Genomic DNA, 21,738 nt, shown 5'->3' with positions numbered 1-21,738 from the left:
CTTCTTCTTCTGTTCGACGGGGTTAAGCAGCGGGACCCCGGATCAAGTCCGGGGTGACGATGGGGAGAGGTAACGCTCCTCGCGCCAGCGAGCCTCTCTCCATCTCTCCCCACGAACCCGAATGCCGCAACGACACGGCCCGCCCGCCAGACACGAAACCCCTCCGCGTCTCCGCGCCTCCGCGCCTCCGCGCGAGCCTCTGAACTTTCTTCTCCCGCCAACGACCCATCCCCGGAACATAACCCCGCTCCCCCCGGTTCCGCCGCCGACCACGCCAGAGGGAACGCCCGTCATGTCCGACACCAACGTCAACGATTATCCGCTGCTCGCCCGCCCGCACATCCATCTGACCGGCCCGGTCGACCATGCGATGTACGCCAATTTCCGCGAGCAACTGTTGAACGCCCCCGCAGAAGGCCCGCTCGTCGTCTCCATCTCGACGCTCGGCGGCGATCCCGAAGTCGCCCGCGCGATGGGCGACGATATCCGCCTGCTCCGCGACTATACCGGCCGCGAGGCGCTGTTCCTCGGCAAGGTCGCGGTCTATTCCGCCGGATCGACCTTCATGTCGGCCTTCCAGGTCAACAAGCGTTTCCTGACCAAGGGCACCCGGTTGATGCTGCACGAGCGGCAGATGACCAGCACCATCGAACTGTCCGGCCCGCTGAAGATGCTGGTCGCGACGCTGAAGGCCAAGCTGCACGAGATCGAAACCTCGGTCGAGATCGAGGAAGAGGGCTTCCGCGCGATCGTCGCCGGGTCGCAGGTCCCGTTCGAGGAACTGGTCGAGAAGGCCCCGGCCAACTGGTATATCGGTGCCGAGGAAGCGAAGGAACGCGGCCTGGTGCTGGATGTGATCTGACATCTTTCCGTACCCCCGCGCAGGCGGGGGTCCAGAGCCAGGCAACGCAACGGTAGCGTTCGACGCCCTGGACCCCCGCCTGCGCGGGGGTACGACAAGGGGCAGCACCACGCCACTGGCCACGCGCCCGAAATTCCCCCATCATCGGAACATCATGGCCGACAACGACACCATCCTGACCGCCGCCCGTGACTGGGCAGGCGCGCCGCTTGCCTTGGCCACCGTCACCTCGACCTGGGGCTCCGCGCCCCGCCCGCGCGGCAGCCACATGTTGGTCCATCAGGACGGCCGTTTCGAAGGATCGGTATCGGGCGGCTGCGTCGAAAGCGACATCCTCGCCACCGCCGCCGACGTCATCGCCGGCGCGCCCTTCGCCATCAAACGCTATGGCGTGGCCGACGCCGCCGCGTGGGAAGTCGGCCTGCCCTGCGGCGGCGAGATCGAGGTCATGGTCCAGCGCGTCGACCCGGAGGGCTTCGACCCCGTGCTGTTCGACGCGATCGACGCGGCGGGCGCGGAAGGACGCGCCATCACCCTGTCGACCGATCGCACCACCGGTCGCACCAGCATCGGCGAGACGGAGGGCGCGTTCCTCAACCGCTACGACCCGCCGCGCCGCCTGCTGATCGTCGGCGCGGTACAGATCGCGCAGGCGCTGTCGGGCATGGCGCGCGAACTGGGCATCGCCACCACCGTCATCGACCCGCGCGCCCGCTTCCTGACCGAAGAGCGCTTCCCCGGCGTCACCCTCGACGATCGCTGGCCGGACGAGGCATTGCAGGCGTTGAAGCCCGATGCCGCCACTGCCGTCGTGACCCTCAGCCACGATACGAAGATCGACGACCCCGCGCTGATCGAGGCGCTGAAATCCCCCGCCGCCTATATCGGCGCGCTGGGATCGCGGCGCAGCCACGCCGCGCGGCTCGAACGCATCTCCGCTGCCGGGGCGCAGGGGCTTGAGCGGATCGACGGTCCGGTCGGGCTCGACATCGGGGCGATCGGCCCGTCCGAAATCGCGCTGTCGATCGCGGCGGCCATGGTAAGGAGCTTCCATGCGCGCTGAAGATACCGTCCTGATCCTGCTGGCGGCCGGGCGCTCGCAGCGCTTCGGCGATGCCGACAAGCTGGCGCAGGAATTCCTGCACAAGCCGGTCGCCTATCATGTCGTGACCGCGCTGGAGGCGATCCCGTTCCTCGACCGCGTCGCGGTGATCGACGGGACGAAGCTCGACTTCGCGTCGCGCGGCTATGACGTTATCGTCAACGATGACCCCGCGGCGGGCATGTCGCGCTCCGTCCAGCTCGGCCTGCGCGCGGCGCGGGCCAAGGGCGCGAAGGGCGTGGTGATCGCGCTCGCCGACATGCCGCGCATCACCGCCGCCCATGTCTATCGCCTGCTCGACACCGCCCGCGACGATGCGGACGCGGTAGTCGCGTCGAGCGACGGGACGAGGCCGTGCCCGCCGGCCGTGTTCGGCGCGGGCCGCTTCGACTTCCTCGAATCGCTCGAAGGCGATGCCGGCGCCCGCGACCTCGTCCGCGCCGGTCGCCATGTCGTAACGACGCCGGCCGAACTGATCGACATCGACACCCCCGAAGACCTCGACCGCCTGCGCGCCATCGCCGAGGCCCCGGATCAGCACGACGCGATCACCCTGCCGCAGCCTGAGCCGTGGTGGCATCCGCGCCCGGAATGATTTTCCTACAGCGGGTGCTTTAGGTAGGCTCGCGGGAATGGGTTCACACGGAGGCGGGGAGAAGAAGGAAGGATTTGATCGCGCAGAGGCGCGGAGGGCGCAGAGAGGTGGCGCTCGCCGCGACCGCGGCTCTCTATGGGGGGAGCCGAAAGAGAAGGGCTTTGCCAGACAGACTGACGCCGCCCGCTCCACAACCCCTCTTCACCCTCTGCGCCTCTGCGCGAAAAACAGCCCTTTTTTCTACTCCGCGCCGCCGCGCCTTCGCGTGAAAACGATCTTTCTCACCGTCAGCCCCCAAACGTCGCCCCAGCGAAGGCTGGGGCCTCAAGCGGCTCCTGCCGCCCCCGGTAACGGAAAAATGCCAGCCGCCGCCGGCATGACGCCCAGTTCAAACGGGAGGAATCGCTACCACCACAACAACGCGACGAGTGTGAACTTAGTGAACTTTGGCCTCACGCCATCGCCGCCGCCGCACCCTTCAAATCCTCGACGAACCGTGCAAACTCTTCTTCTGCCTGGATTTTATCGGGCAGCCGCAGCAAATAGCTCGGATGGACCGTGATCCAGCCGATCCCGCCATCGGCCAAGGTCAGCACCCGCCCGCGCTCGCGCGAGATCGTCACCGTCTTGCCGGTCAGCGACCGCGCCGCCGTCGCGCCCAGCGCCACCGTCATGCGCGGGCGGAGAATGCCGCGCTCCTGTTCGATCCACCAGCGACAGGCATCGATCTCGCCCACGCCGGGCTTGGCATGGATGCGCCGCTTGCCCCGCGGCTCGAACTTGAAATGCTTGACCGCGTTGGTGACATAGACTCGCGACCGATCGATCCCGGCTTGGGCCATCGCCCGGTCGAACATCTGTCCCGCCGGGCCTACGAAGGGGCGCCCCGCCAGATCCTCCTGGTCGCCCGGCTGCTCGCCGACGACCATCATATCGGCATCCACCGGCCCCTCGCCGAATACCGTCTGCGTCGCCGGCTTCCATAGCGGGCAGCGCTGGCAGCCCATCGCCTCGTCACGCAGCGCCGCCCACGCCGCCTCGCTATTGCCACCGGGAGCCGCTCGTGCCGTCTCGATCATCGCCGCCTCGCGTGCCTGTGCCCCCGCGATCAGCGCCGGGACCAGCGCGGTTTCGGGCATGTTCTTCCAATATTTGCGCGGCATCTCCTTCAGCATCGCGCCCTTTTTCAGCCGGGCGGGATTGAAGATCGACGCGTAATAGGTCTTCCACGCCTCCTCGACCGGGTCGCCGTCGGGGGCGTCGGCCTTGCTGGCACCGGGCCCTTCGGACAGCGTCTCGCCGTCCCAGTGCAGCGACACCTCGGGCGTCAGGATCGACCAGCGCATCGCCGCGAACCGGTCGACGAAGAACCGGCCATTGTGGCGGACGATATGATGCTCCGGCTCGAACCACGCGACGAAGCGGGTGCCGCCCTCTTCCTCGACCTCGCGAAAGCGCAGAAAGGCGCGCATCTTGTGAATGTCGCGCCGGACCGCCTTGGCCATCTCCTCCAGCCGCCGCATCGCCGGATCGGCCTTGTCGTCGATCAGGCGGGGTTGATCGATCAGGCGGGTGAGCATCGCATAGAGCAGCGCGAATCGCTCCGGGTCGGCGTGCATCGCCACCGTCCGCGCCAGATCGATGAACGCTCGGGGCACGCGGGGGGCGGGGGCGTCGCCGACGACGATCGCCTCGTCGCCGAACAGGTCGGTGGGCAGGTCACCGACCTGCCACACCACCTCCGCCGGGGACACGCGCTGCGCGGCGAGCGACCGGGCGGCATCGCGCCACCCGTCGAAATCATCCGCCGCCGCCAGCGCCGCGACCCGCATTAGAGCCTGAAGGCCTGGTTTTGCCCCATCGGGACGGAGCCGATGCGGATCGGTGGATAGGAGTGAGGAAGGAGCGGGGCCTTGCCCCCATGACTGACGAGCGACGCCACCACAGGCCTGCATCGGCCCGCCGCTTCGCGGTTGCCCTGCGCCGCCCGCCGGACGTCGTCGCACCGCTTGCCCGGGCAAGGTGCCCACGCTGCACGGTACTCCTTGCCGACGAACGGCGCAGGGCAATCACGACGGGTCAAAACCAGGCCTTCAGGCTCTAGTCGCGGTCGTCGCCCGCTTCCGACGTCTCGGCAATCTCCAGTTCCTTGGGCTTGCGGTCCTCGAACACCTTGGCGATGCGCGCTTCCTCGGCATCGCTCAGTTCCTCGGCGGCGGCGGGGAACATCTCTTCCTCCTCCTCGTCGATGTGATGCTCGTAGCGGTGGCGCATCTCGGCGAAGCGCTCGTTCCATTCGTTGCTGCCGGCGTCCAGCTTGGCGATCTCGCCCAGATAGTCGTCGATTTCCTTATGCTCCGACACCGAATGGCGTGCCTCGTCGCGGAGATCGGGATTGGCGAGCATCGTCGCGTACAGCGCCTCCTCCTCCGCGGCGGCATGGGCCGACACCTCGACGCGAAATTCCTCGAACAGTTCGGCACGCTCGTCGCCCGTGGCCGCGTCGATGCGCTTCAACAGGTCGCGGTGCCGGTCGTGATCGGCCTTCAGGTCGGCATAGATGCGGGCGTCGGCCATGGGAAATTCCTTTGCTGGTTCGCACCGACCAACGGCGGCGATCCGCGGAGGTTTCTCTTGCGAGGGATTTTCACCGCCACCCGTCATTCCGGCGAAGGCCAGAATCCATGGACACGGAACGGCGCGCTTCTATCGATATCGGTCGTGACCATGGATCCTGGCCTCCGCCGGGATGACGGCGGTTCAGCTGAACAACTCCATCTGGTCCGCCTTTTTGGGCGCCACCACCGGCCGCAGTTCCGCGCGGTCCGCCAGCAGGACCGGCCGCCAGTCATCGGCGATCAGGAACGGCCGGAGCTTGGCGATCGACACGGTCAGCCGCGCGACATCGGCCAGCGCCAGCCGCCGCCAACGCCGTGCGGTCAGGATCGCGTTGACCGCCTTCACCCCCAGCCCCGGCACGCGCAGCAGCATCTCGCGCGGCGCGCGGTTCACGTCGACCGGAAAGCGATCGCGGAACTTCAATGCCCAGGCGAGCTTGGGATCGATGTCGAGCGGCAGCATCCCCGTCGCATCGTCCGCCGCCGCGCGCACCTCGTCGGCACGATAGTCGTAGAAGCGCATCAGCCAGTCGGACTGGTACAGGCGGTGCTCGCGCATCAGCGGCGGGCGTTGCAGCGGCAGGACGGCGGACGCCTCGGGGATCGGGCTGAACGCCGAATAATAGACGCGGCGCAGACCGTAGCGGTCGTACAGCGTCGACGCCTTGCCGACGATATCGCGGTCGGTCGCCGCATCGGCGCCGACGATCATCTGCGTCGACTGCCCCGCCGGCGCATATTTCGGCGCCGACTTGTACCGCTTTCGCGCGTCGCGACCGTCCGCGATGTCGTGCGCGACCTTGCCCATTGCCCCTTCGATCTGCGTCGCCGACTTTTCCGGCGCCAGCCGCTTCAGCCCGCCGGTGGTCGGCAGCTCGACATTGATCGACACGCGGTCGGCATAGACCCCGGCCAGATGCACCAGTTCGGGATCGGCATCGGGAATGGTCTTCAGGTGGATATAGCCGCGAAAATCATGGTCCTCGCGCAACGACCGCGCGACCTCGACGATCTGCTCCATCGTATAGTTGGACGACCCGATGATCCCCGACGACAGGAACAGCCCCTCGATATAGTTCCGCCGATAGAAGCTGAGCGTCAGCGCCACGACCTCCTGCGCGGTAAAGCGCGCACGACGGACGTTCGACGACTTGCGATTGATGCAGTAATGGCAGTCGAAGATGCAGCTGTTGGTCAGCAGGATCTTGAGCAACGAGATGCAGCGACCATCGGGCGCATAGGCGTGGCAAATGCCCATCCCCTCGGTCGACCCGATTCCCTTCCCGTCGCGCGAATGGCGCTTGGCCGTGCCCGACGACGCGCAGGACGCATCATATTTCGCGGCATCGGCAAGGATCGCCAGTTTCGCACGGGTGTCGAGCTGCGCCATATGTTCGATATATGTTCCAAGACGTTGAACGCCAAGGGGTAATCAGCCGAGCGCCGCGTCCAATGCACGGCGCAACGCGGTCACTTCGCCATTAAGCGCGATCAACCGTTCCGGCGTCATCCCGCTGCGCGCGACGACGGTTGGCGCTAAGCAGCCGCTCTCCGCCCAGCGCGCGCGCCCCGCTTCGGTCAACCGTACCAGTACCTGGCGTTCATCTTCCGGATTGCGCAGTCGGTCGACCAGCCCCGCCGCCTCCATCCGCTTGGCGAGCGGCGTGATCGTGCTCGGCTCCAGCGACAGCCGTTCGGCGATGGCGCCGATGGTCAGTCCGTCCTCCGAATCGCTCAACGTCAGCAGGACGAGGAACTGCGGGTAGGTGATGCCCATCCGGTCGAGCATCGGCTTGTAGGTCCGGTTGATCGCGATCGTCGCGGCGTAGAGCGAGAAGCAGAGCTGTTCGTCGAGGGGCAGGGGCTTGTCCATGCCGGGCATATAGCATGAATGATTGTCGCGATAAATAATACTGGACAGCCCAGCCGGGTAACGCTATTTACTTATCGCGATAAACAAATGGAGCATCCGCCATGTCGATCGACGTCAAGTACAGCACCACCGCCACCGCCACCGGGGGTCGCGAAGGCCATGCGCGCAGCGAGGACGGCCGGTTCGACGTCAAGCTGTCGACCCCGCGCGAACTGGGCGGTGCCGGCGGCGACGGCAGCAATCCGGAACAGCTGTTCGCGGCGGGCTATGCCGCGTGCTTCATCGGCGCGATGAAGGTCGCCGGGCAGCAGCTGGGGATCAAGGTCCCGAACGACGTGACCGTCACCGCGACCGTCGGCATCGGCCCGCGTTCGCTCGGCGGGTTCGGCATCACCGCCGACCTGAAAGTGGCGGTGCCCGGCGTCGATCCGCAGCAGGCGCAAGCGTTGATCGACACCGCGCACGGCATCTGCCCCTATTCGAATGCGACTCGCGGTAATGTCGATGTCGGCCTGACGCTCGCCTGATCGTTCGACAGCGGTGATCGGCTTCGCCTATGCCTTGCGCAAGTGAGGATGCGGGAGACGAGGCTTGCTGACGATCGAGACGATGCGGTGGTTCGCTCCCTCGGACGCCGCATCGCCGAACCATGACGGGGCGGGAACGGCCGAGGCAGTTCCTGCCCCGCATGTCGTTTTGGAGGGGCATATCGCGTGACCACCATCGCCGATGTCGCGGCGCGGGCGGGCGTGTCGATCCGTACCGTGTCGCGCGTGCTCAACCGGTCGCCGTTGGTCAACGCCGCCACCCGCGAGCAGGTGGAGGCGGTGGTCGCCGAACTGCAGTTCCGCCCCAGCGCCCGTGCACGCGGGCTGGCGACCGGGCGGTCGTTCCTGCTGGGGCTGGTGCATAACGATCGCAACGCGCTGGTGCTCGACCCCTTACAGCGCGGGATCGTCGGTGCGGCGGCGGCGCGGGCTTATGAGCTGGTGGTGCATCCGGTCGCGCCGGGCGATGGCGATCCGGTCGCCGACGTGCTCGATTTCGCCGGACGGTCGCGGGTCGATGGCGTGGTGGTCGTGCCGCCCATCTCCGGCATCGCCGGGATGGCAGAAGCGTTGAGCGAAGCGGGTGTGCCGGCAGTGGCGCTCTCTTCGGTCGCGCTGTCTGGCTATGGCGCGGTGCTGGTGTCGGACGAGCGCGGCGCGGCGCGTGCCGTGGCCGATCATCTGGCGGCACTTGGCCATCGCCGGATCGCGCTGCTGTCGGGACCGGCCAGCGCGGCGTCGGCCCGCGAACGGCGTGCCGGGTTTATTGCCGGGCTGGACGACCACGGCCTGACCCTCCGCCATGAGGCAGAGGGCGATTACGGCTTCGACAGCGGCGTGGCGGCGGCGACGCGGTTGTTGCAGGCGACCCCGCGCCCGACCGCGATCTTTGCCGGCAACGACGTAATGGCGGCCGCCGTGCTGAAGGTCGCGGCATCGCTGGCAATCGACGTGCCGGGCGACCTCTCCGTCATCGGCTTCGACGGCAGCATCCTCGCGCAAATGCTGACCCCGGCCCTGACCACGGTCCATCGCCCGATCGCCGATATGGCGGGCGCGATCACGACGCGGCTGATCGACCGGATCGAAGGGGCGGCGGACGACTCGCCGCTGACCGCCGCCCTGTCGCTGTCGGTCGGCGGATCGTGCGGTCCGGTCAGGCGCGGATGAGGTCGAGGAAGCGGATCGCCGCCCGATAATCGCTCGCGCGCGCCGCACGGGTTTCGGCGGCGAGGGCGTCCTCACCCCATTGCTCGGCCTGCCAGTCCTCGTCGACATGCGCCGCCGCCCAGGCGGTGTCGGCATCGATCGCGCGCTCGACGACCGCCAGCCCCAGCAGCAGCGATCCGGTCAGCGAGACGATCGGCGACAGCGGCGCCAGCTGCCATGGCGACAGGGCAACCACCGCCTCGCGCAGCCGCGCCAGCGTCCGCGGCGGTTGTTCGACCGGCATCACGCCATCGGTGACGGAGAAGTCGACGCCGAACCGCTCCCGCGCCCAGTCGAGGACCGGATCCCATATCGCCGCCTGCCGATCCGCCAGTGGTCCGGGCTCGGCGCGATAGCAGAGCAGGTCGCTGCCGCCATACACCGCGATCCCGCCCGCAAAGGTAGCCGCATCGGGTGCGATCCGTTCGATCGCGGCGTTGGCGAGGCCGGTCAGCGGCATCGCCCGCGGATCGATTGTCTCCTCCACCGCGCGCCATTCGTCGGCGATCGCCTCGCCCAGCGCTGGGAAGGGCACGACCAGCGGCAACCGCCCCGGCGTGCGCACCGGCCGCCCGTCCAGCGCGATGCCGCCGTCCGCCGTGACCGCGACGTCCTGCCAGAAGCGCTTCACTTGCTGCGCCACTTCGCGGTCAGCCCGCGGGGTACGACCGCCATCGCGTACAGCGCCGACAGCACGATCGCCGCGCCCAGCACGCGCATGCCGGTGTCCGGAGCCCGCGCCAGCACGATCAGCCCGAACACCGCACCCATCGCGGTGGCGATCCGGATCGCGACCAGCACGAGCCAGCGATTGCGGGCGACGGGATCATCGGTCATGGCAGGTCCAGCAGCTGAGGGAGCAGGGTGGCATCGTCGCACATTCGCTGTGCGCCGGCAGCCATCAAGGTGTCGCGGTCATGATAGCCCCAGGTGACGCCGACCGCCCGTGCGCCCGCCGCGACCGCCATCGCCATGTCGAACCCGGTATCGCCGATCATCACCGTCGTCTCGGGCAGCGCATCGGCCTCGGCCATCGCGGCATAGAGCATCGCGGGATGCGGCTTGGACGGATGTCGGTCGGCAGTCTGCAACGTCGTGAAATGTCGGGTAAGGCCATGATGGTCGAGCAGCAGCGCGAGGCCCCGGTCCGACTTGCCGGTCGCAACCCCCAGCGTCCATCCGCTATCGAGCAGTGCAGTCAGTGCGTTGGCGATACCGGGGAACAGCGGCTCCTCGGCCAGCCTCCCGTCGAGCCGCATCGCGCGGAAATGCCGCTTATACCCTTCCGCCACCGCATCGTGCAGCTCCGCATCGCTGTCGGGCACCAGCATCGCCACCGCCTGCGGCAGGCTCAACCCCACGATTCGCCGTACTTCTCGCGGGTCGGGGTCGGCTAGCCCCGCATCGGCAAAGGCCAGCGCCATAGCGAGGCAGATATTCGCCTGCCCATCGGCCAGCGTCCCGTCGCAATCGAACACGGCGAGGCGGGTCATGCCGTCCGCATCCATGCCGCCAGCGGATGGTCGCCCAGCCGCTCCGCCACCCGCGCGCGGACTTCCGCCGGCTTGTTCTGGTTCAGCTTGGCGGTGCCGCGCGACGTCGTCGGGACCAGCTCGAACCCGGCGATGGCGTCCATCATCGCCTCCGCCTTTTTTGGATCGATCTGGTCGACGGCCCATTGCGGTTCATCTTCGTAGATCGCGGCCAGCGCATCGATCTGTTCACGCAGGCCGGTACGGTCCAGCGCGCGGACCACGCCCTCGACTTCGACCGACAGGTAGTTCCAGGTGGGTACCTCATCCGGCCCCGCCGCGTACCAGCGCGGCGAGATATAGGCGTGCGGCCCCTGCACCACGAACAGCACCGTCGCCCCGTCGAGATGCGCGGTCACCGCATTGGAGCGCGCGACATGGAAGCGTAGCGCGCCGTCCGCGCCCGGCACCACCGGCACCTGCGCCACGCGGGGGCCGTCAGGCGTCATGACGAACAGCATGCCGAAACCTTCCCCGGCGACGAACGCCCGAGCGGCATCCTCGCCCATGCGGAAGGCGGCATTGGGGTGCATCAGTCGCGCTGTCCCCGCGACCGCCGCTCGCCACGCCGTTCCTTGCGATAATTCTTGGCGTGCGCCTTCGCCTTGGCCTTCAGATCGGCCTTGGTCACCGGCGGCGGCGTATCGTCGATCATCGCATTGCCGAGCGACAGGTCGAAGCCCAGCAGGTCGATGCTTTCCGCGAAATGCGGTGGCAGTTCGGCGGTCACGTCCACCTGCCCGCCATCGGGATGGTCGATGCGGATGCGGCGGGCGTGCAAGTGCATCTTGCGGCTGACCCCGCCGGTCAGGAACGCCGCCTGCCCGCCATATTTGCCATCGCCGACGATCGGATGGCCGATCGCCGACATGTGTACGCGCAGCTGGTGGGTACGCCCGGTGAACGGTTGCAGCTCGACCCACGCCGCGCGGTTGCCGACGCGTTCGATCACGCGGTAGCGCGAGCGGGCGAGCTGTCCCTCCGCTTCGTCGACATGCATCTTTTCGCCGCCGGTGCCCGGCTGCTTCGCAATCGGCAGGTCGATGATGCCGTCGGCGATGTCGGGGATGCCGACGACCAGCGCCCAATAGACCTTCTTGGCGGTCCGCCCCGAAAACGACTTGGCGAAGAACGCCGCCGCGCGCGCGGTGCGGGCGATCAGCAGCGCGCCCGACGTGTCCTTGTCGAGCCGGTGGACCAGTTTCGGCCGGCTTTCGCCATCGAACTGCAGCGCGTCGAGCAGCCCGTCGACATGGTCGTGGGTCTTGGTCCCGCCCTGCGTCGCCAGGCCCGGCGGCTTGTTCAGCACCAGCGCCTGCTTGTCGCGGTAAATGACAAGGCTCTGCGCGAACTCGGTCTGTTCGGCCGACAGCGGCGGGCGCTCCGCCTTGGGGCGCGGCTGGGCGACGATCGCCGATTCGGGCGGCGGTACGCGCAGCACCTGTCCGGCCGACAGGCGGGCGCCCGGCTGGGCACGGCCGCCATCGATGCGCAGCTGCCCGGTCCGCGCCCAGCGTGACACGGTGTTGAAGCTGGTATCGGGCAGATGCCGCTTGAACCAGCGGTCCAGCCGGATGCCGTCGTCATCTGCCCCGACCGTGAATTGCCGGACGTCGTTCTCGCTCATGCCGCTCCCCGCGTCAGTTGCAGCCCGGCGAACAGCGCCAGCGCGGCACCCACCACCGATAGCAGTGCATAGCCGATCGCCCCGGCCGCTTCACCCCGTTCGATCATGGTCACCATGTCGAGCGAGAAGGCCGAAAAGGTGGTGAACCCGCCCAGCACGCCAACGCCCAGCGCCAGCCGGACCTGTTCGTTGCCGCCGCTGCGCGCCAGGACGCCGACCAGCAGCCCCATCGCCAACCCGCCGATCAGATTCACCCCGAGCGTCCCCCAGGGATAGTCCGGGCCGAAGGTCGTGAGCGCCCAGCGTCCGAAAAAATGTCGCAGCCCGGCACCGATCGCGCCGCCGGCCATGACGATGAATAGATTTCCCATGATCGGCCGTCGCCTAGCCGATTGCGGCGCGCGAGGAAACCGTCGTGCTGCGCATCGGCCAGCCGGCTGCCTGCAACGGCTCGATCTGGCCGCGCGCCACCGGTGCCTCGATCCCGCCGGTCAAGAGCAGGCGGACGTTGCGTCCGTCGCGCTGGGCGCCCGTGACATGGCTGCGCGAGACCCACCAGCTGCGATGCACCTGCGCGCCGTCCATGCCCGCTAACTCAGCTACCGCGTCGCGCATCCGCATCAGGATCAGCGTCGATCCGGCCGGGGTATGCGCGCGGACATAATGATCCTCCATCGCCAGCGCGATCAGGTCGCGGCCAAGATGGGCGGGCAGGCGGTCGAGGAACGGCGTGGCCGCCGGCGGAGCGATGACGGGCGCGGGCAAAGGTGGTGAAGGTGCCGCAGACGCGCGCCGCATCCTCCCGAACCAGAAGATCGACGTGATCGCCGACCCCAGGATCAGGACATTGGCGTAGCTTGTCAGCCACCCTTCCGCGCTGGGCAGGTGGAGGGGATGCCATAATCCGTCGACTGCCCAGACGACCACGGTCATCGGCGCCGTAGCGACGACGCACGCGGCGACCCACAACCCCGCTTCCGGCAGGGAAAGCCGCCGCGCCAGCCGTGTCGCGATGACCGTGGCGGGCAGGTACAGCGCATAGCCTGCCAGCGCGATGCCCAGCCAATAGGCCAGCCGCAGCGCGAACGGCAGGGCGAAGCTGCCGAACGGTCCCAGCACCGCGAGCAGCACGCCGATGGCGGTCATGATCGTCAGGTCGATCAGCAATCGGCGGGCATCGGGCATGGGGCGGCTCGGCGTGGAAGTTGCCTCGCCGCGATAGCGCGCTCCCCGGTAATTGCCACCTCTGCCATTTCACGCATCGCGAACGGGCAGGGTGGACGATCCACGACGGGGAGGGGCGTTCCACGCAGATCGGCTTGCCGGCGAAGGGCGGGCGGGCACAGCCGGCGGGACACCCCATAGCAGGAACCGCCATGATGCCCGCCACCGCCAAGACCGCCGCCCGTACCAACGACCTGTCCCCGCTGTTGCGCGGCGCGATGGTGGCGGGGGGCACCATGCTCGGCCTGCTGAGCCTGCTGGCGCTGATCCGTGCGGCGACCGGTATCGCGCCGGCCGCACCGGCGGCACATGACGTCGCGGTCGCCGTCCATCTGGCGAGCGTATTGCCTGCCATCCCGCTCGGTCTCTACATCCTGCTGACCCGCAAGGGCGGGGCGCGCCACCGCCTGCTGGGACGGGTCTGGATGGCGCTGATGGTGTCGACCGCGCTCAGCGCGCTGTTCATCCGCCAGCTCAACCATGGCGGGTTTTCGTGGATTCACCTGTTCGTGCCGGTGACGCTGGTCGCGGCATGGGCGGCGATCGCGGCGGCCCGGGCGGGCGATATCGCCAAGCATCGCCGCCGGCTGGTCGCCATGTTCCTCGGCGCGATGGTCGTCCCCGGGCTGTTCGCCTTCGCTCCGGGGCGGGTCATGGCCATTTGGGCGTTCGGATGATACCGCTCCCCCTTGCTGATGCCGGTCGCAAGCGTTACATATTGCTGCGATGCACAACGACGTCGTTCCCGAGTCCACGACCGATACCGCAACGGAAGAGCTGCGCGCCTCGCTCAGCGACATCATCCGCTTTGCGCTGATGCAGAAGATCTGCCTGTCGGTCCGCTACAACAACATGGACATGATCCTGGCGCCGCACATGCTGTGGACCAAGCATGGCGACCTGCATGTCGATGCCGTCACCGTCGAGCGCGCGGGCAGCCCGCCCAAGATCTTCAAGATCGGCACGTTCAAGCTGCTCGGCCTCGGCAATGTCGCGCTGACCTCGCGCACGTTCGAACCGCAGGCGGAATTCGACCCGAACGATCCCAAATATGCCGAAGCCCCGATAGCGTCGGTCACGGGCTGAACCGCCGCGGCAGCAGGCGACAATCGCTTGCACATCCCCGCCGCCGGGGCCATGGACCGGCCAGGCCGGGGTCGCGTCGGGCGGCCGCGCGCAACGGGCGGACTTTGAACCAGTGACCAGCATCGGTATCTTCGGATGGCAGGGCCGGATGGGGCGCGCGATCGCGCAGGAGATCGAGCGCGTCGGCGAAACGCTGGCGGGCGGGGTCGACCAGGGCGGTGATCCGGTCGAACTGGCCGGGCGAGCCGACGTGCTGGTCGATTTCTCCTCGCCCAGCGCGCTTGCCGCCAACCTCGCCGCGGCGCGCGGAGCGGGGACGCCGATCGTCATCGGCACCACCGGCCTGAACGACCGCCACCATGCGATGATCGACGAGGCCGCCGCCGAGATCGCCGTGCTCCAGACCGGCAACACCTCGCTCGGCATCGCGCTCCTGTCGCGGCTGGTGCGCGACGCCGCGCGGCGGCTGGGTCCCGACTGGGATATCGAGATCGTCGAGAGCCACCATCGGCTGAAGGTCGATGCACCGTCGGGCACCGCGCTCATGCTGGGCGACGCGGCGGCCGAAGGCATGGGCACCACCCTGTCCGACAGCGGCGTGATCGGTCGCGCCGGGCTGGTCGGTGCGCGTGCCGGCGGCACCATCGGCTTCGCCTCGCTGCGCGGTGGCACCATCGTCGGCGACCATCAGGTCGTGTTCGCGGGCGAGGGCGAGCGGATCGAGCTCGGCCACCGCGCCGACGACCGCGCGCTGTTCGCCCGCGGCGCGGTGCGCGCCGGACTGTGGCTGGCGAGCGCGCCTGCCGGCCGCTACACGATGGACGCGGTGCTGGGCGTTTGAAGAAGGCCGACATCTTCGAGTTTTTCCGGCGGCTGGCGGAGGACAATCCGCACCCCGAAACCGAACTTGAATCGGTCAACGACTATACGCTGCTGGTCGCGGTCGTGCTGTCGGCGCAGGCGACCGATGCCGGCGTGAACAAGGCGACGCGCGCGTTGTTCGCCACCGTCGACACGCCCGAAAAGATGGTCGCGCTCGGTCTCGACGGCCTGAAGCACCACATCCGCACCATCGGCCTGTTCAATACCAAGGCGAAGAACGTCATCGCCCTGTCCGAAGCGCTGATCGCCGACCATGGCGGGCAGGTGCCGAACGACCGTGCCGCGCTGGAAAAACTGCCCGGCGTCGGGCGCAAGACCGCCAATGTCGTGATGAACGTCGCGTTCGGTGCGGAAACCTTTGCGGTCGACACCCATATCTTCCGCGTCGGCAACCGCACCGGCCTGGCGCGCGGCAAGACGCCGAACGCGGTCGAATCGGTGCTGGAACGGGTCGTGCCGCAGCCCTTTCGCCTGCACGCGCATCATTGGCTGATCCTGCACGGCCGCTATATCTGCAAGGCGCGCCGCCCCGAATGCTGGCGCTGTCCGGTCGCCGACCTGTGCGCGTTCAAGCCCAAAACGCCCGCGCCGAAGCAAAAGGCGGTCGCGACCGACTGAAACGGCTGGCAATGCCGCGCGACCTTTGCTAGGCGCGTGCCTCCACGGCCAAGCACCCGTAGCTCAGCTGGATAGAGCGCTGCCCTCCGAAGGCAGAGGCCAGGGGTTCGAATCCCTTCGGGTGCGCCAACCTTCTCAATAGGTTAGCGGTAGCATGTCCGCGCAGATTGTGCGCCGGGCATAACGGGGGCACGCCTGTTGCAGCGATGGAGTCATCTATCATAGGCTGCCCCGGACAGACCAAGCCACTTAAAGGTTTCATGGAATGACGAGTACCGTTAGCCGCAAAGCGGCTTGGGAAGGCCTGAAACGCCTCTCACAGGATCATGTCACGCCTAATCATTCCGTCGCCGATATTTTCCCTTGGGGCATTCTCAAGACCGTTGGCTCGCGCGACCCGAAGGAGGACCGGGCGCACGCTATCATCGCCAGTTCGGTTGTTGAGCAGGCGCTGGTTTTCGCTTCCCTAAAGCGGTTCCCACGGGAGGACACTGACGTCCTAGATCAGTTGTTCGAAGGAAACGGAGCACCGCTTTCAAGTTTCGATGCATCTATCCGCATAGCCTACTCGTTAGGAATTATCGGAAAAGATACCAGAGACGATCTATCTTCAATCCGTCGCATTAGGAACGCCTTTGCTCACACTCGAATCAAAATAGATTTTGATCGGGAAGAGATACGCAATGCTTGTAGTCAGATAAGTTTACCACAACGATGGCCAGAAATGGGCGTTGATCCTAGCGATGCCCGGGAGGTTTACCTCCAGTCATGTTTTCAATACTCACTATTTCTATTAACGGAGGATGATGGAAGGGGCGACGCAATAAAAGGGGCTAGTAGCGTTCAGCTAATGCGCACTTGAAGCATGGTCACATATACGGCTTCAGCAAGACTCGCTTCGTCTTCATATCGCGAATCGTAAGCTCGGATGATTTTGGCTCCTTCTTCGATCATTCGTTTTGATATATTGAGCTTATTTTCGCGATCGGTCGGGTGTGTTTTAGCGTTGCTCATCACTGAATCCTGTGGTTATTGCCGGGCGGACGCAAGGAGCAACGCCCGCCCGGCTGACTGCTAGGCAAGGGGCGACCCAGCAGCCAAACTTTGACAGCAGCACGGACGCGCCAGCCGCTTCTCAACTCGGTATTCGCTAGCCCGAAGCTTGGCGTCGGCGCGATCGGCCAAGGCAGCCTGTGCGGGCGTTAGAACGTCGTTCGTGCAAGCTTCGATTGCCAGCGCGACAATTTCGGCATCGGTGAGGATGGCTCGCAAGCCAGTGCGCTTAGCCATTTGCGCCCGCCTCGGCCTTCGCCATAATTCGCGCAACCTCATCCGATAGTTCGGGCGGCACGATCGCTTCGCCGTCCGTATCGTAGCGCAACGTCGCCAGCACGATTAGCTCGTCATCGGTGAGGCAGTTCAAATCGTAGGGGAGCGGAGGCAGCGGTGCTTTCGCTTCCAACGTAGCAAGGCGGGTGCGCTGTCGAACGGTTAGGGTCATCACGGCACCGCCCGCACGATGACTTCGCCCGTAGGGGTGCCATCGGGGTTGATGACAGTACGGACGATGCGCGTGATGCGGTCGGCGCTATTGGGGCGTACCGCCTCAATCCTCGCAATCCGCGCCTTCATGGTGTTGCCGGTCACGTGCTCGAAATCCTTTCCTCTAGTGCATCCAGGCGGCTGGCCAGTTCGGCGGTTTCGATGGCCGCGCGATGTTCCTTCAAAATGCCCGCCAGCGCTTGCGCCTCGCCCGGTGTCAGGTCGCCTGCCGCAACGGCCTCCAGCATAGCTAGCAGCGCGCCGGGATGATCGGCGGCACCGGCAACCTTGGGCATATCAAAGCTGATTGTCCGCTCGCGGCGAACCGGCACCAACCTGTCCAAGCAGAGCTTCAGGGCCGTCATATCGCCCGCCTTGGCCTGTTCGATTGCCTTGCGCGTCAAAACTTCGGCCTCGCCTTCCAAGAGCGCCTCAGCGGCCTTCGTGGCAGCATTGCGCGAACCCGGCTGGCGTCCGGGGTTACCCGGCTTGAACGGGCGTCCACGGGGCTTCTGTGCGGGCGTAGGGGCATCTGCCTTCATGGCGTCACCAACGCGATATGCGGCGCAAGCAGGCTGACAACGAATGCCAGCGACAGCAGCGCGCCTAACAAGAAGCTGAGCGAGGCAGCAGCGGCGGGTTGGGGTTGGTTACACATGCCAACCGCCCACCGCGTTAATCTCGCGCTGATACGCGGCGACAGGCATTAGCCCGCCGCCTTCATCAGTTCCGCCGCGAAGTTCACCGGCGCGGGTGGCCATGCCAGCGCCTTAACGTCTGTACCGTGGGGAAGCTTCATGTCGATGATAGCCCGGTCATACACCTGTGCCGGGTTCCAGCCGCGTGCCGTCGTTTCGGCGTATGCGAGCCGCTCACGCCCTTCCGGCAAGGCACTGTTGACGGCATCCAAGGCCCGGTTGTTTGCCCGGAGGCGGGCGGCATATGCCGTCAGCTCCGCAACGATTTCCGGATAGCGTTCGCGCGCCCAAGTGGTCAGCGTGTCGCATTCGCGCTTGGCGGCGCTGTATGCCTTCGCGCAAGCGTCCTTGGCTTCTTTCTTCTCTGCCGCCTTTACCACTTCGGCAACAAGCCCGGTCAACGCTTCCAGCCGCCGCGCTTCAAGCGTCAGTGCGCCCACCTTGCTGTTTGCGGTACTAGCGTCCGTGGGGCTGGTGAACGGGTCTAGCGCTGCCACTCGGCAGGTTTCCCGATCGGCTTCGATACCCAATAGTAGCGCAGTCAGATCGGTCATGATCGCCAGCCCGTCAGCAGCCGTACCGCCGTTGCGGGCATAGCCTTGGGCCTTCTCGATTGTGTCGGTCATGGTCAATTGCCCTTGTTGTAATAGTTGTCGACCCAAGCGGCTCGCGCGCCTTCGCGGTAATCGGCTGCCCGGCTGGCAGCGGCATCATTGGTCCGCTGTTCGGTCGCCGAGGCGCGGCCTGCCATCGCACAGCGAATTGCGGCCAGTGCGTCGGCATCGGTGAACGGGCGGGCCAGTGCCCCGTGCGAGCGTTCGCGAATGTCGTGAAGGTGGCGGGCATAAGCGACAGTTCGCTGCCCCTCGGCGCTATCTGCAAATGCCCGCTCGGCATCGGCAAAGTTAAGTGCGCCTCCACTATCGGAAAGCATCATCGGAACCCTGACCGAATAGCCGTCTTTCAGAATGCCATTTTTATAGGCATCAAATTTAGAACAGAAACGACCTAAACTATCAACGTACTGCACTTTATTCCGACCTTTCGTTCACTTATGGTCAGAATAGCTTGATTGGCAATTGTTGCAAAGGGCAGGAAGTCAATACTTATTGAGCAGATTCATAGCGGAGTTGCTAATCTGCAACACTTCTAGCTTTCCGCTCGGCTGGGTTCGCACGGGTGATGCCCTCAAGATACCCCGTGCCCCCTGCGGATGCTCGACACTTTAGATTATCTCGTATCCTTAGTGACTTACAAGCGGGGAGCCAGCTATTGGCCTTTGCCCTACGGCGGCAGCGGTCGGGGTAAGAGGGTCAGTTTAAGTGCAAACCACTGAAATCACTGAAACCGATTAAACTGGCCATGGGCGGACTTTAGTTTAATCGAGTTCATTAGTTTCATTGATATATTGGCAGCCATACTTAAACTTGCGGCTCACGCAGAAACGCGAGATTTCCAGGCGCAGCAACGGCAAATTTCCCATAGGCTACCTTCGCCACTCTGCCGCCTTCGATTAGCTTGGTTAGCAATTGGCTGGTATTCGAGGACGACTTGCCAACGGCTCGCGCAATATCACCGGCAGCCATAGGTTCGTCGGCGTCGCTCAGTACGTCCAATATCGCCTGCTGTTCGGGCGTGGCGGCTGGCGCGATGATGTTGCCCGCGATGCGCCATTGGCATGTGGTCCGGTCGAACAAGACCGTTTTCTCGAATTCCTCGATATCGCGGCCCCGACCGTAAAGGCCCGAGTTCTCGTTGCCGAAGCCCTTTGTTAGAACGATCGTGCTATCTGCTGAGCCGGTTAGGCCACGTGTTCCACTCACGGAATCAAACGGATCGTCCGACTCCATTTTGCGGGTGTGGTGGACCAAGATTAAGCCAAGCCCCCGCTCAATCGCGAAATGCTGGAGCGCGGACACGTCCTTATAGTCGAGTTCATATTGCGGCTTAGAGCCACCTTTGGATGATTTAACCTTTGCGAAAACGTCTACGACAATGAGCCGCGCATCAGGGTGGCTATCGGCCCAAATTTCCATTTCCTCGACACACCCTTCGCCGACCATCGGCCACTCAGTCATGAGGTCGAGCTTCTCAGGTCCAAGCGCTTTGCCCATCATCCTCATTCGGCCAGCCAAGCGACGCTGATTGTCCTCAAGGGCTAAATACAACACCCGCCCTCGATCGCACTTGATCCCGCCAAGTGTTTCGGTGCCTTCAGCAACCGCCACCGCAATGCCGAGCGCTAGCCACGACTTTCCGACCTTCGGTGCTCCAGCAAGAATCGTTAGGCCCTCCGGTGCGATATTGGGCACAATCCACGTGACGGGCGGAAAGTCCTTCTGCATTAGGTCGCGTGCGGTGATGCCTTTCCGGGCGACCAATCCACCCTCCGGCACGGTGCGCAGCACCCCGTCATTTGCAGCCTGTAACGGCTTGCGTGCAGCATGCTTGCGGTTCCAATTTTCGACTAGCTTCGCCGTCATGGCGGGCCAGTCGCCGATAAAAGCCATCGCGCCTTGGTCGATCCCCTCGTCTGCCCGCGCTCTCGCAATTGCACGACGGGCGGCGCGCTGTGGATCGGATTGGCTAAGGCAATGGGTGCTGATCGGATTGGCTGGGTTCAAAAGAACGCCCGCAATTTGCGTGTCCGAGAATCCGCACCGCACCATCTCGCAAGCTGCATGCAAGGTGTCACCACTGCCGTCTGTGCCTTTGGGTAGCGTCACCGCTTTTGATAGGATGCTGTCGGTCAATCCGAGTTCGTCCAGCGTCGTAAGATCGAACCCCGCGATCTGTACGGCTCCAACGTCGCGCTCAGGTATTTCGGTATCGCCGCGCGGACGTAGCGGGAAAGATGCGGCAAGCTGATGCGCCTCGAATACCTCCCCGGTGTCGGCGCGCACAATTTCCGTCAGGGCGGGCTGGCGTCCGCTCTCACGTTTCTTCGCGTTGGGCAGGTTCCATGTTCCAGGCACACGAAGGATACGGTCAATATTCCATGTCCCGGCGTCCGCCCCCAACGCGTCACGCACACCCTGATTAATCGTTTCGATTGACGACAAGTTTTCGCATTCGCCATCTAGCCGCCAGTACGCGTGCAATCCGGCACCGCTACTCACTACAAACGATGGCGCGCATGGAAGCTCGTCCAAAGCCTCAAGCACCGCCGCGCGCTCGACCAACGTCCATGCACCCGTACCCTTTGGCGGGTCTAAGTCGGCATGCACGAACCGGGCACGGACGATATCGCTTTTCTTTGCCTTAGTTGCCAATGCAGGCCGGGTCAGGTTCGGATGCCAGTAAACACCAAAGCCAGCTTCGCTTTTCTCAAAGGCCCAGTCTACGGCGTCATTTCGGTTTGCGCTCGTAAAGTAGCGCCCCGCTATGTTTCCGGTGTCAGGATGGATCGCACATAGCAGGATTGGTAGCCCTACAAGCTCCAAGCCTTCTGCGATCATCGTCTTGTTCGCCTGCCCCTCTTGATTTTTAAGGGCATATCCGCTATTATTCATCCGTTCGTTACCTTAGTTTTGGTGGCTGCAATCCACCGGAACAATGATTTATGGCCGGGGCAATGCTCCGGCCTTTTTCTTTGACTTATGCTTGTGCGGGTTCGCCGATTAGCTGGCGAAGCGAGGACATGCGAACCATGTTGCGCCGTCCGATATGCACGGTATCGAGCTTGCCGTGTGTCAATCGGCGTCCAAAAAGGACCCCCTATC

28 protein-coding genes and 1 tRNA gene are annotated in these 21,738 nt (G+C 65.4%); 11 read left to right on the top strand and 18 right to left on the bottom strand.

Translation table 11 applies throughout. The features are described from left to right. Positions 1-292: 292 nt before the first annotated feature. The 3 genes from AVT10_RS10400 to AVT10_RS10390 all read left to right on the top strand — a co-directional run bounded on the left by AVT10_RS10400 (position 293) and on the right by AVT10_RS10390 (position 2,559). Positions 293-862, top strand: a complete 570-nt coding sequence (locus tag AVT10_RS10400) for an ATP-dependent Clp protease proteolytic subunit (protein WP_066690692.1) — start codon at positions 293-295, stop codon at positions 860-862. 154 nt (positions 863-1,016) lie between these two features. Continuing rightward, positions 1,017-1,925 (top strand): XdhC family protein, encoded by a 909-nt coding sequence (locus AVT10_RS10395; protein ID WP_066690689.1) that lies wholly within the window; start codon positions 1,017-1,019, stop codon positions 1,923-1,925. Then, positions 1,915-2,559: a nucleotidyltransferase family protein gene (locus tag AVT10_RS10390; RefSeq protein WP_066690686.1), complete on the top strand. Its 645-nt coding sequence runs from the start codon at positions 1,915-1,917 to the stop codon at positions 2,557-2,559. The genes AVT10_RS10395 and AVT10_RS10390 overlap by 11 nt, the downstream gene beginning before the upstream one ends. 452 nt (positions 2,560-3,011) lie before the next feature. Here AVT10_RS10390 and AVT10_RS10385 read toward each other — a convergent pair whose 3' ends face one another. The 4 genes from AVT10_RS10385 to AVT10_RS10370 form a co-directional block, all read right to left on the bottom strand. Beyond that, entirely contained in the window at positions 3,012-4,391 is a 1,380-nt protein-coding gene (locus AVT10_RS10385) for a UdgX family uracil-DNA binding protein (RefSeq protein ID WP_066690683.1), read from the bottom strand. Positions 4,392-4,659: 268 nt separating this feature from the next. Further along, positions 4,660-5,136 (bottom strand): hemerythrin domain-containing protein, encoded by a 477-nt coding sequence (locus AVT10_RS10380; protein WP_066690680.1) that lies wholly within the window; start codon positions 5,134-5,136, stop codon positions 4,660-4,662. A 183-nt stretch (positions 5,137-5,319) separates the two neighbouring features. Next, positions 5,320-6,567 carry a putative DNA modification/repair radical SAM protein gene (locus AVT10_RS10375; protein ID WP_066690677.1) on the bottom strand — a complete coding sequence of 416 codons (1,248 nt, stop codon included), beginning with the start codon at positions 6,565-6,567 and terminating at the stop codon, positions 5,320-5,322. Positions 6,568-6,609: 42 nt separating this feature from the next. After that, the gene (locus AVT10_RS10370; RefSeq protein ID WP_066690674.1) at positions 6,610-7,050 is read right to left on the bottom strand and encodes a MarR family winged helix-turn-helix transcriptional regulator; all 441 of its coding nucleotides are present in this window, start codon (positions 7,048-7,050) and stop codon (positions 6,610-6,612) included. Positions 7,051-7,151: 101 nt separating this feature from the next. Here AVT10_RS10370 and AVT10_RS10365 point away from each other — a divergent pair, with 101 nt between their 5' ends. Together AVT10_RS10365 and AVT10_RS10360 are read left to right on the top strand one after the other, a co-directional pair. Next, a complete protein-coding gene (locus tag AVT10_RS10365) occupies positions 7,152-7,577 on the top strand; it encodes an organic hydroperoxide resistance protein (protein ID WP_066690672.1) in 426 nt (141 codons plus the stop codon). 186 nt (positions 7,578-7,763) lie between these two features. Then, positions 7,764-8,768 carry a LacI family DNA-binding transcriptional regulator gene (locus tag AVT10_RS10360; protein WP_066690671.1) on the top strand — a complete coding sequence of 335 codons (1,005 nt, stop codon included), beginning with the start codon at positions 7,764-7,766 and terminating at the stop codon, positions 8,766-8,768. On the opposite strand, the gene AVT10_RS10355 is transcribed toward AVT10_RS10360, so the two are convergent. Genes AVT10_RS10355 through AVT10_RS10325 form a run of 7 tightly spaced genes read right to left on the bottom strand, consistent with a single transcriptional unit; the run spans position 8,755 to position 13,151 of the window. Then, positions 8,755-9,438, bottom strand: coding sequence for an ATP12 family chaperone protein (locus AVT10_RS10355; RefSeq protein ID WP_066690895.1), 684 nt, complete (start codon positions 9,436-9,438; stop codon positions 8,755-8,757). The genes AVT10_RS10360 and AVT10_RS10355 overlap by 14 nt on opposite strands. Further along, complete coding sequence (locus AVT10_RS10350; protein WP_066690668.1) at positions 9,435-9,644, bottom strand: hypothetical protein; 210 nt, start codon at positions 9,642-9,644, stop codon at positions 9,435-9,437. The genes AVT10_RS10355 and AVT10_RS10350 overlap by 4 nt, the downstream gene beginning before the upstream one ends. Continuing rightward, positions 9,641-10,300, bottom strand: a complete 660-nt coding sequence (locus tag AVT10_RS10345; protein WP_066690893.1) for an HAD-IA family hydrolase — start codon at positions 10,298-10,300, stop codon at positions 9,641-9,643. Before AVT10_RS10345 ends, AVT10_RS10350 begins: the two co-directional genes overlap by 4 nt. After that, positions 10,297-10,872 carry an FMN-binding negative transcriptional regulator gene (locus AVT10_RS10340; protein WP_066690666.1) on the bottom strand — a complete coding sequence of 192 codons (576 nt, stop codon included), beginning with the start codon at positions 10,870-10,872 and terminating at the stop codon, positions 10,297-10,299. Before AVT10_RS10340 ends, AVT10_RS10345 begins: the two co-directional genes overlap by 4 nt. Beyond that, entirely contained in the window at positions 10,872-11,966 is a 1,095-nt protein-coding gene (locus tag AVT10_RS10335; protein ID WP_066690664.1) for an RluA family pseudouridine synthase, read from the bottom strand. The genes AVT10_RS10340 and AVT10_RS10335 overlap by 1 nt, the downstream gene beginning before the upstream one ends. Continuing rightward, positions 11,963-12,337, bottom strand: coding sequence for a fluoride efflux transporter FluC (locus AVT10_RS10330; RefSeq protein ID WP_198158554.1), 375 nt, complete (start codon positions 12,335-12,337; stop codon positions 11,963-11,965). Before AVT10_RS10330 ends, AVT10_RS10335 begins: the two co-directional genes overlap by 4 nt. 13 nt (positions 12,338-12,350) lie before the next feature. Then, a complete protein-coding gene (locus AVT10_RS10325; RefSeq protein WP_066690661.1) occupies positions 12,351-13,151 on the bottom strand; it encodes a LytTR family DNA-binding domain-containing protein in 801 nt (266 codons plus the stop codon). A gap of 191 nt (positions 13,152-13,342) precedes the next feature. Here AVT10_RS10325 and AVT10_RS10320 point away from each other — a divergent pair, with 191 nt between their 5' ends. From AVT10_RS10320 to AVT10_RS17790, 6 genes are all read left to right on the top strand, one after another. After that, a complete protein-coding gene (locus tag AVT10_RS10320) occupies positions 13,343-13,867 on the top strand; it encodes a DUF2306 domain-containing protein (RefSeq protein WP_066690659.1) in 525 nt (174 codons plus the stop codon). A gap of 49 nt (positions 13,868-13,916) precedes the next feature. Beyond that, entirely contained in the window at positions 13,917-14,276 is a 360-nt protein-coding gene (locus tag AVT10_RS10315; RefSeq protein WP_066690656.1) for a hypothetical protein, read from the top strand. 112 nt (positions 14,277-14,388) lie between these two features. Next, complete coding sequence (dapB, locus tag AVT10_RS10310) at positions 14,389-15,117, top strand: 4-hydroxy-tetrahydrodipicolinate reductase (RefSeq protein WP_066690653.1); 729 nt, start codon at positions 14,389-14,391, stop codon at positions 15,115-15,117. Next, entirely contained in the window at positions 15,114-15,776 is a 663-nt protein-coding gene (gene nth / locus AVT10_RS10305) for an endonuclease III (protein ID WP_066690650.1), read from the top strand. The genes dapB and nth overlap by 4 nt, the downstream gene beginning before the upstream one ends. A 52-nt stretch (positions 15,777-15,828) precedes the next feature. Next, positions 15,829-15,905, top strand: a tRNA-Arg gene (locus tag AVT10_RS10300). 136 nt (positions 15,906-16,041) lie between these two features. Beyond that, positions 16,042-16,638 (top strand): MltR family transcriptional regulator, encoded by a 597-nt coding sequence (locus AVT10_RS17790; protein ID WP_084401585.1) that lies wholly within the window; start codon positions 16,042-16,044, stop codon positions 16,636-16,638. Here the strand turns inward: AVT10_RS17790 and AVT10_RS18235 are convergent. The 7 genes from AVT10_RS18235 to AVT10_RS17785 form a co-directional block, all read right to left on the bottom strand. Continuing rightward, positions 16,620-16,790 carry a hypothetical protein gene (locus AVT10_RS18235; protein ID WP_157092743.1) on the bottom strand — a complete coding sequence of 57 codons (171 nt, stop codon included), beginning with the start codon at positions 16,788-16,790 and terminating at the stop codon, positions 16,620-16,622. The two genes, AVT10_RS17790 and AVT10_RS18235, sit on opposite strands and share 19 nt — an antisense overlap. Before the next feature lie 268 nt (positions 16,791-17,058). Further along, the gene (locus tag AVT10_RS10295; protein WP_157092742.1) at positions 17,059-17,277 is read right to left on the bottom strand and encodes a hypothetical protein; all 219 of its coding nucleotides are present in this window, start codon (positions 17,275-17,277) and stop codon (positions 17,059-17,061) included. Beyond that, positions 17,277-17,423, bottom strand: a complete 147-nt coding sequence (locus AVT10_RS18230; RefSeq protein WP_157092741.1) for a hypothetical protein — start codon at positions 17,421-17,423, stop codon at positions 17,277-17,279. Before AVT10_RS18230 ends, AVT10_RS10295 begins: the two co-directional genes overlap by 1 nt. Continuing rightward, the gene (locus AVT10_RS10290; protein WP_066690645.1) at positions 17,420-17,860 is read right to left on the bottom strand and encodes a DUF5681 domain-containing protein; all 441 of its coding nucleotides are present in this window, start codon (positions 17,858-17,860) and stop codon (positions 17,420-17,422) included. The genes AVT10_RS18230 and AVT10_RS10290 overlap by 4 nt, the downstream gene beginning before the upstream one ends. Before the next feature lie 164 nt (positions 17,861-18,024). After that, entirely contained in the window at positions 18,025-18,642 is a 618-nt protein-coding gene (locus AVT10_RS10285; RefSeq protein ID WP_066690635.1) for a hypothetical protein, read from the bottom strand. Between the two features lie 2 nt (positions 18,643-18,644). Then, on the bottom strand, positions 18,645-19,046 hold the full coding sequence (locus AVT10_RS18225; RefSeq protein ID WP_157092740.1) for a hypothetical protein: 402 nt from the start codon (positions 19,044-19,046) through the stop codon (positions 18,645-18,647). A 391-nt stretch (positions 19,047-19,437) separates the two neighbouring features. Next, the gene (locus AVT10_RS17785) at positions 19,438-21,528 is read right to left on the bottom strand and encodes an AAA family ATPase (protein ID WP_084401583.1); all 2,091 of its coding nucleotides are present in this window, start codon (positions 21,526-21,528) and stop codon (positions 19,438-19,440) included. Between the last annotated feature and the right edge of the window lie 210 nt (positions 21,529-21,738).

The organism is Sphingomonas hankookensis (assembly GCF_001619955.1).
Taxonomy (GTDB): Bacteria; Pseudomonadota; Alphaproteobacteria; order Sphingomonadales; family Sphingomonadaceae; genus Sphingomonas; species Sphingomonas hankookensis_A.
Note: the sequence above shows the minus strand (reverse complement) of the source record. Positions and strands in the feature narration are given on the sequence as shown.

What these genes read in the sequence shown, in the direction of transcription:
- AVT10_RS10400 (WP_066690692.1), top strand. Translation starts at nt 293, where the DNA reads ATGTCCGACACCAACGTCAACGATTATCCGCTGCTCGCCCGCCCGCAC.
- AVT10_RS10395 (WP_066690689.1), top strand. Translation starts at nt 1,017, where the DNA reads ATGGCCGACAACGACACCATCCTGACCGCCGCCCGTGACTGGGCAGGC.
- AVT10_RS10390 (WP_066690686.1), top strand. Translation starts at nt 1,915, where the DNA reads ATGCGCGCTGAAGATACCGTCCTGATCCTGCTGGCGGCCGGGCGCTCG.
- AVT10_RS10385 (WP_066690683.1), bottom strand. Translation starts at nt 4,391, where the DNA reads ATGCGGGTCGCGGCGCTGGCGGCGGCGGATGATTTCGACGGGTGGCGC.
- AVT10_RS10380 (WP_066690680.1), bottom strand. Translation starts at nt 5,136, where the DNA reads ATGGCCGACGCCCGCATCTATGCCGACCTGAAGGCCGATCACGACCGG.
- AVT10_RS10375 (WP_066690677.1), bottom strand. Translation starts at nt 6,567, where the DNA reads ATGGCGCAGCTCGACACCCGTGCGAAACTGGCGATCCTTGCCGATGCC.
- AVT10_RS10370 (WP_066690674.1), bottom strand. Translation starts at nt 7,050, where the DNA reads ATGGACAAGCCCCTGCCCCTCGACGAACAGCTCTGCTTCTCGCTCTAC.
- AVT10_RS10365 (WP_066690672.1), top strand. Translation starts at nt 7,152, where the DNA reads ATGTCGATCGACGTCAAGTACAGCACCACCGCCACCGCCACCGGGGGT.
- AVT10_RS10350 (WP_066690668.1), bottom strand. Translation starts at nt 9,644, where the DNA reads ATGACCGATGATCCCGTCGCCCGCAATCGCTGGCTCGTGCTGGTCGCG.
- AVT10_RS10345 (WP_066690893.1), bottom strand. Translation starts at nt 10,300, where the DNA reads ATGACCCGCCTCGCCGTGTTCGATTGCGACGGGACGCTGGCCGATGGG.
- AVT10_RS10340 (WP_066690666.1), bottom strand. Translation starts at nt 10,872, where the DNA reads ATGCACCCCAATGCCGCCTTCCGCATGGGCGAGGATGCCGCTCGGGCG.
- AVT10_RS10335 (WP_066690664.1), bottom strand. Translation starts at nt 11,966, where the DNA reads ATGAGCGAGAACGACGTCCGGCAATTCACGGTCGGGGCAGATGACGAC.
- AVT10_RS10330 (WP_198158554.1), bottom strand. Translation starts at nt 12,337, where the DNA reads ATGGGAAATCTATTCATCGTCATGGCCGGCGGCGCGATCGGTGCCGGG.
- AVT10_RS10325 (WP_066690661.1), bottom strand. Translation starts at nt 13,151, where the DNA reads ATGCCCGATGCCCGCCGATTGCTGATCGACCTGACGATCATGACCGCC.
- AVT10_RS10320 (WP_066690659.1), top strand. Translation starts at nt 13,343, where the DNA reads ATGATGCCCGCCACCGCCAAGACCGCCGCCCGTACCAACGACCTGTCC.
- AVT10_RS10315 (WP_066690656.1), top strand. Translation starts at nt 13,917, where the DNA reads ATGCACAACGACGTCGTTCCCGAGTCCACGACCGATACCGCAACGGAA.
- AVT10_RS17790 (WP_084401585.1), top strand. Translation starts at nt 16,042, where the DNA reads ATGACGAGTACCGTTAGCCGCAAAGCGGCTTGGGAAGGCCTGAAACGC.
- AVT10_RS18235 (WP_157092743.1), bottom strand. Translation starts at nt 16,790, where the DNA reads ATGAGCAACGCTAAAACACACCCGACCGATCGCGAAAATAAGCTCAAT.
- AVT10_RS10295 (WP_157092742.1), bottom strand. Translation starts at nt 17,277, where the DNA reads ATGACCCTAACCGTTCGACAGCGCACCCGCCTTGCTACGTTGGAAGCG.
- AVT10_RS10290 (WP_066690645.1), bottom strand. Translation starts at nt 17,860, where the DNA reads ATGAAGGCAGATGCCCCTACGCCCGCACAGAAGCCCCGTGGACGCCCG.
- AVT10_RS10285 (WP_066690635.1), bottom strand. Translation starts at nt 18,642, where the DNA reads ATGACCGACACAATCGAGAAGGCCCAAGGCTATGCCCGCAACGGCGGT.
- AVT10_RS17785 (WP_084401583.1), bottom strand. Translation starts at nt 21,528, where the DNA reads ATGAATAATAGCGGATATGCCCTTAAAAATCAAGAGGGGCAGGCGAAC.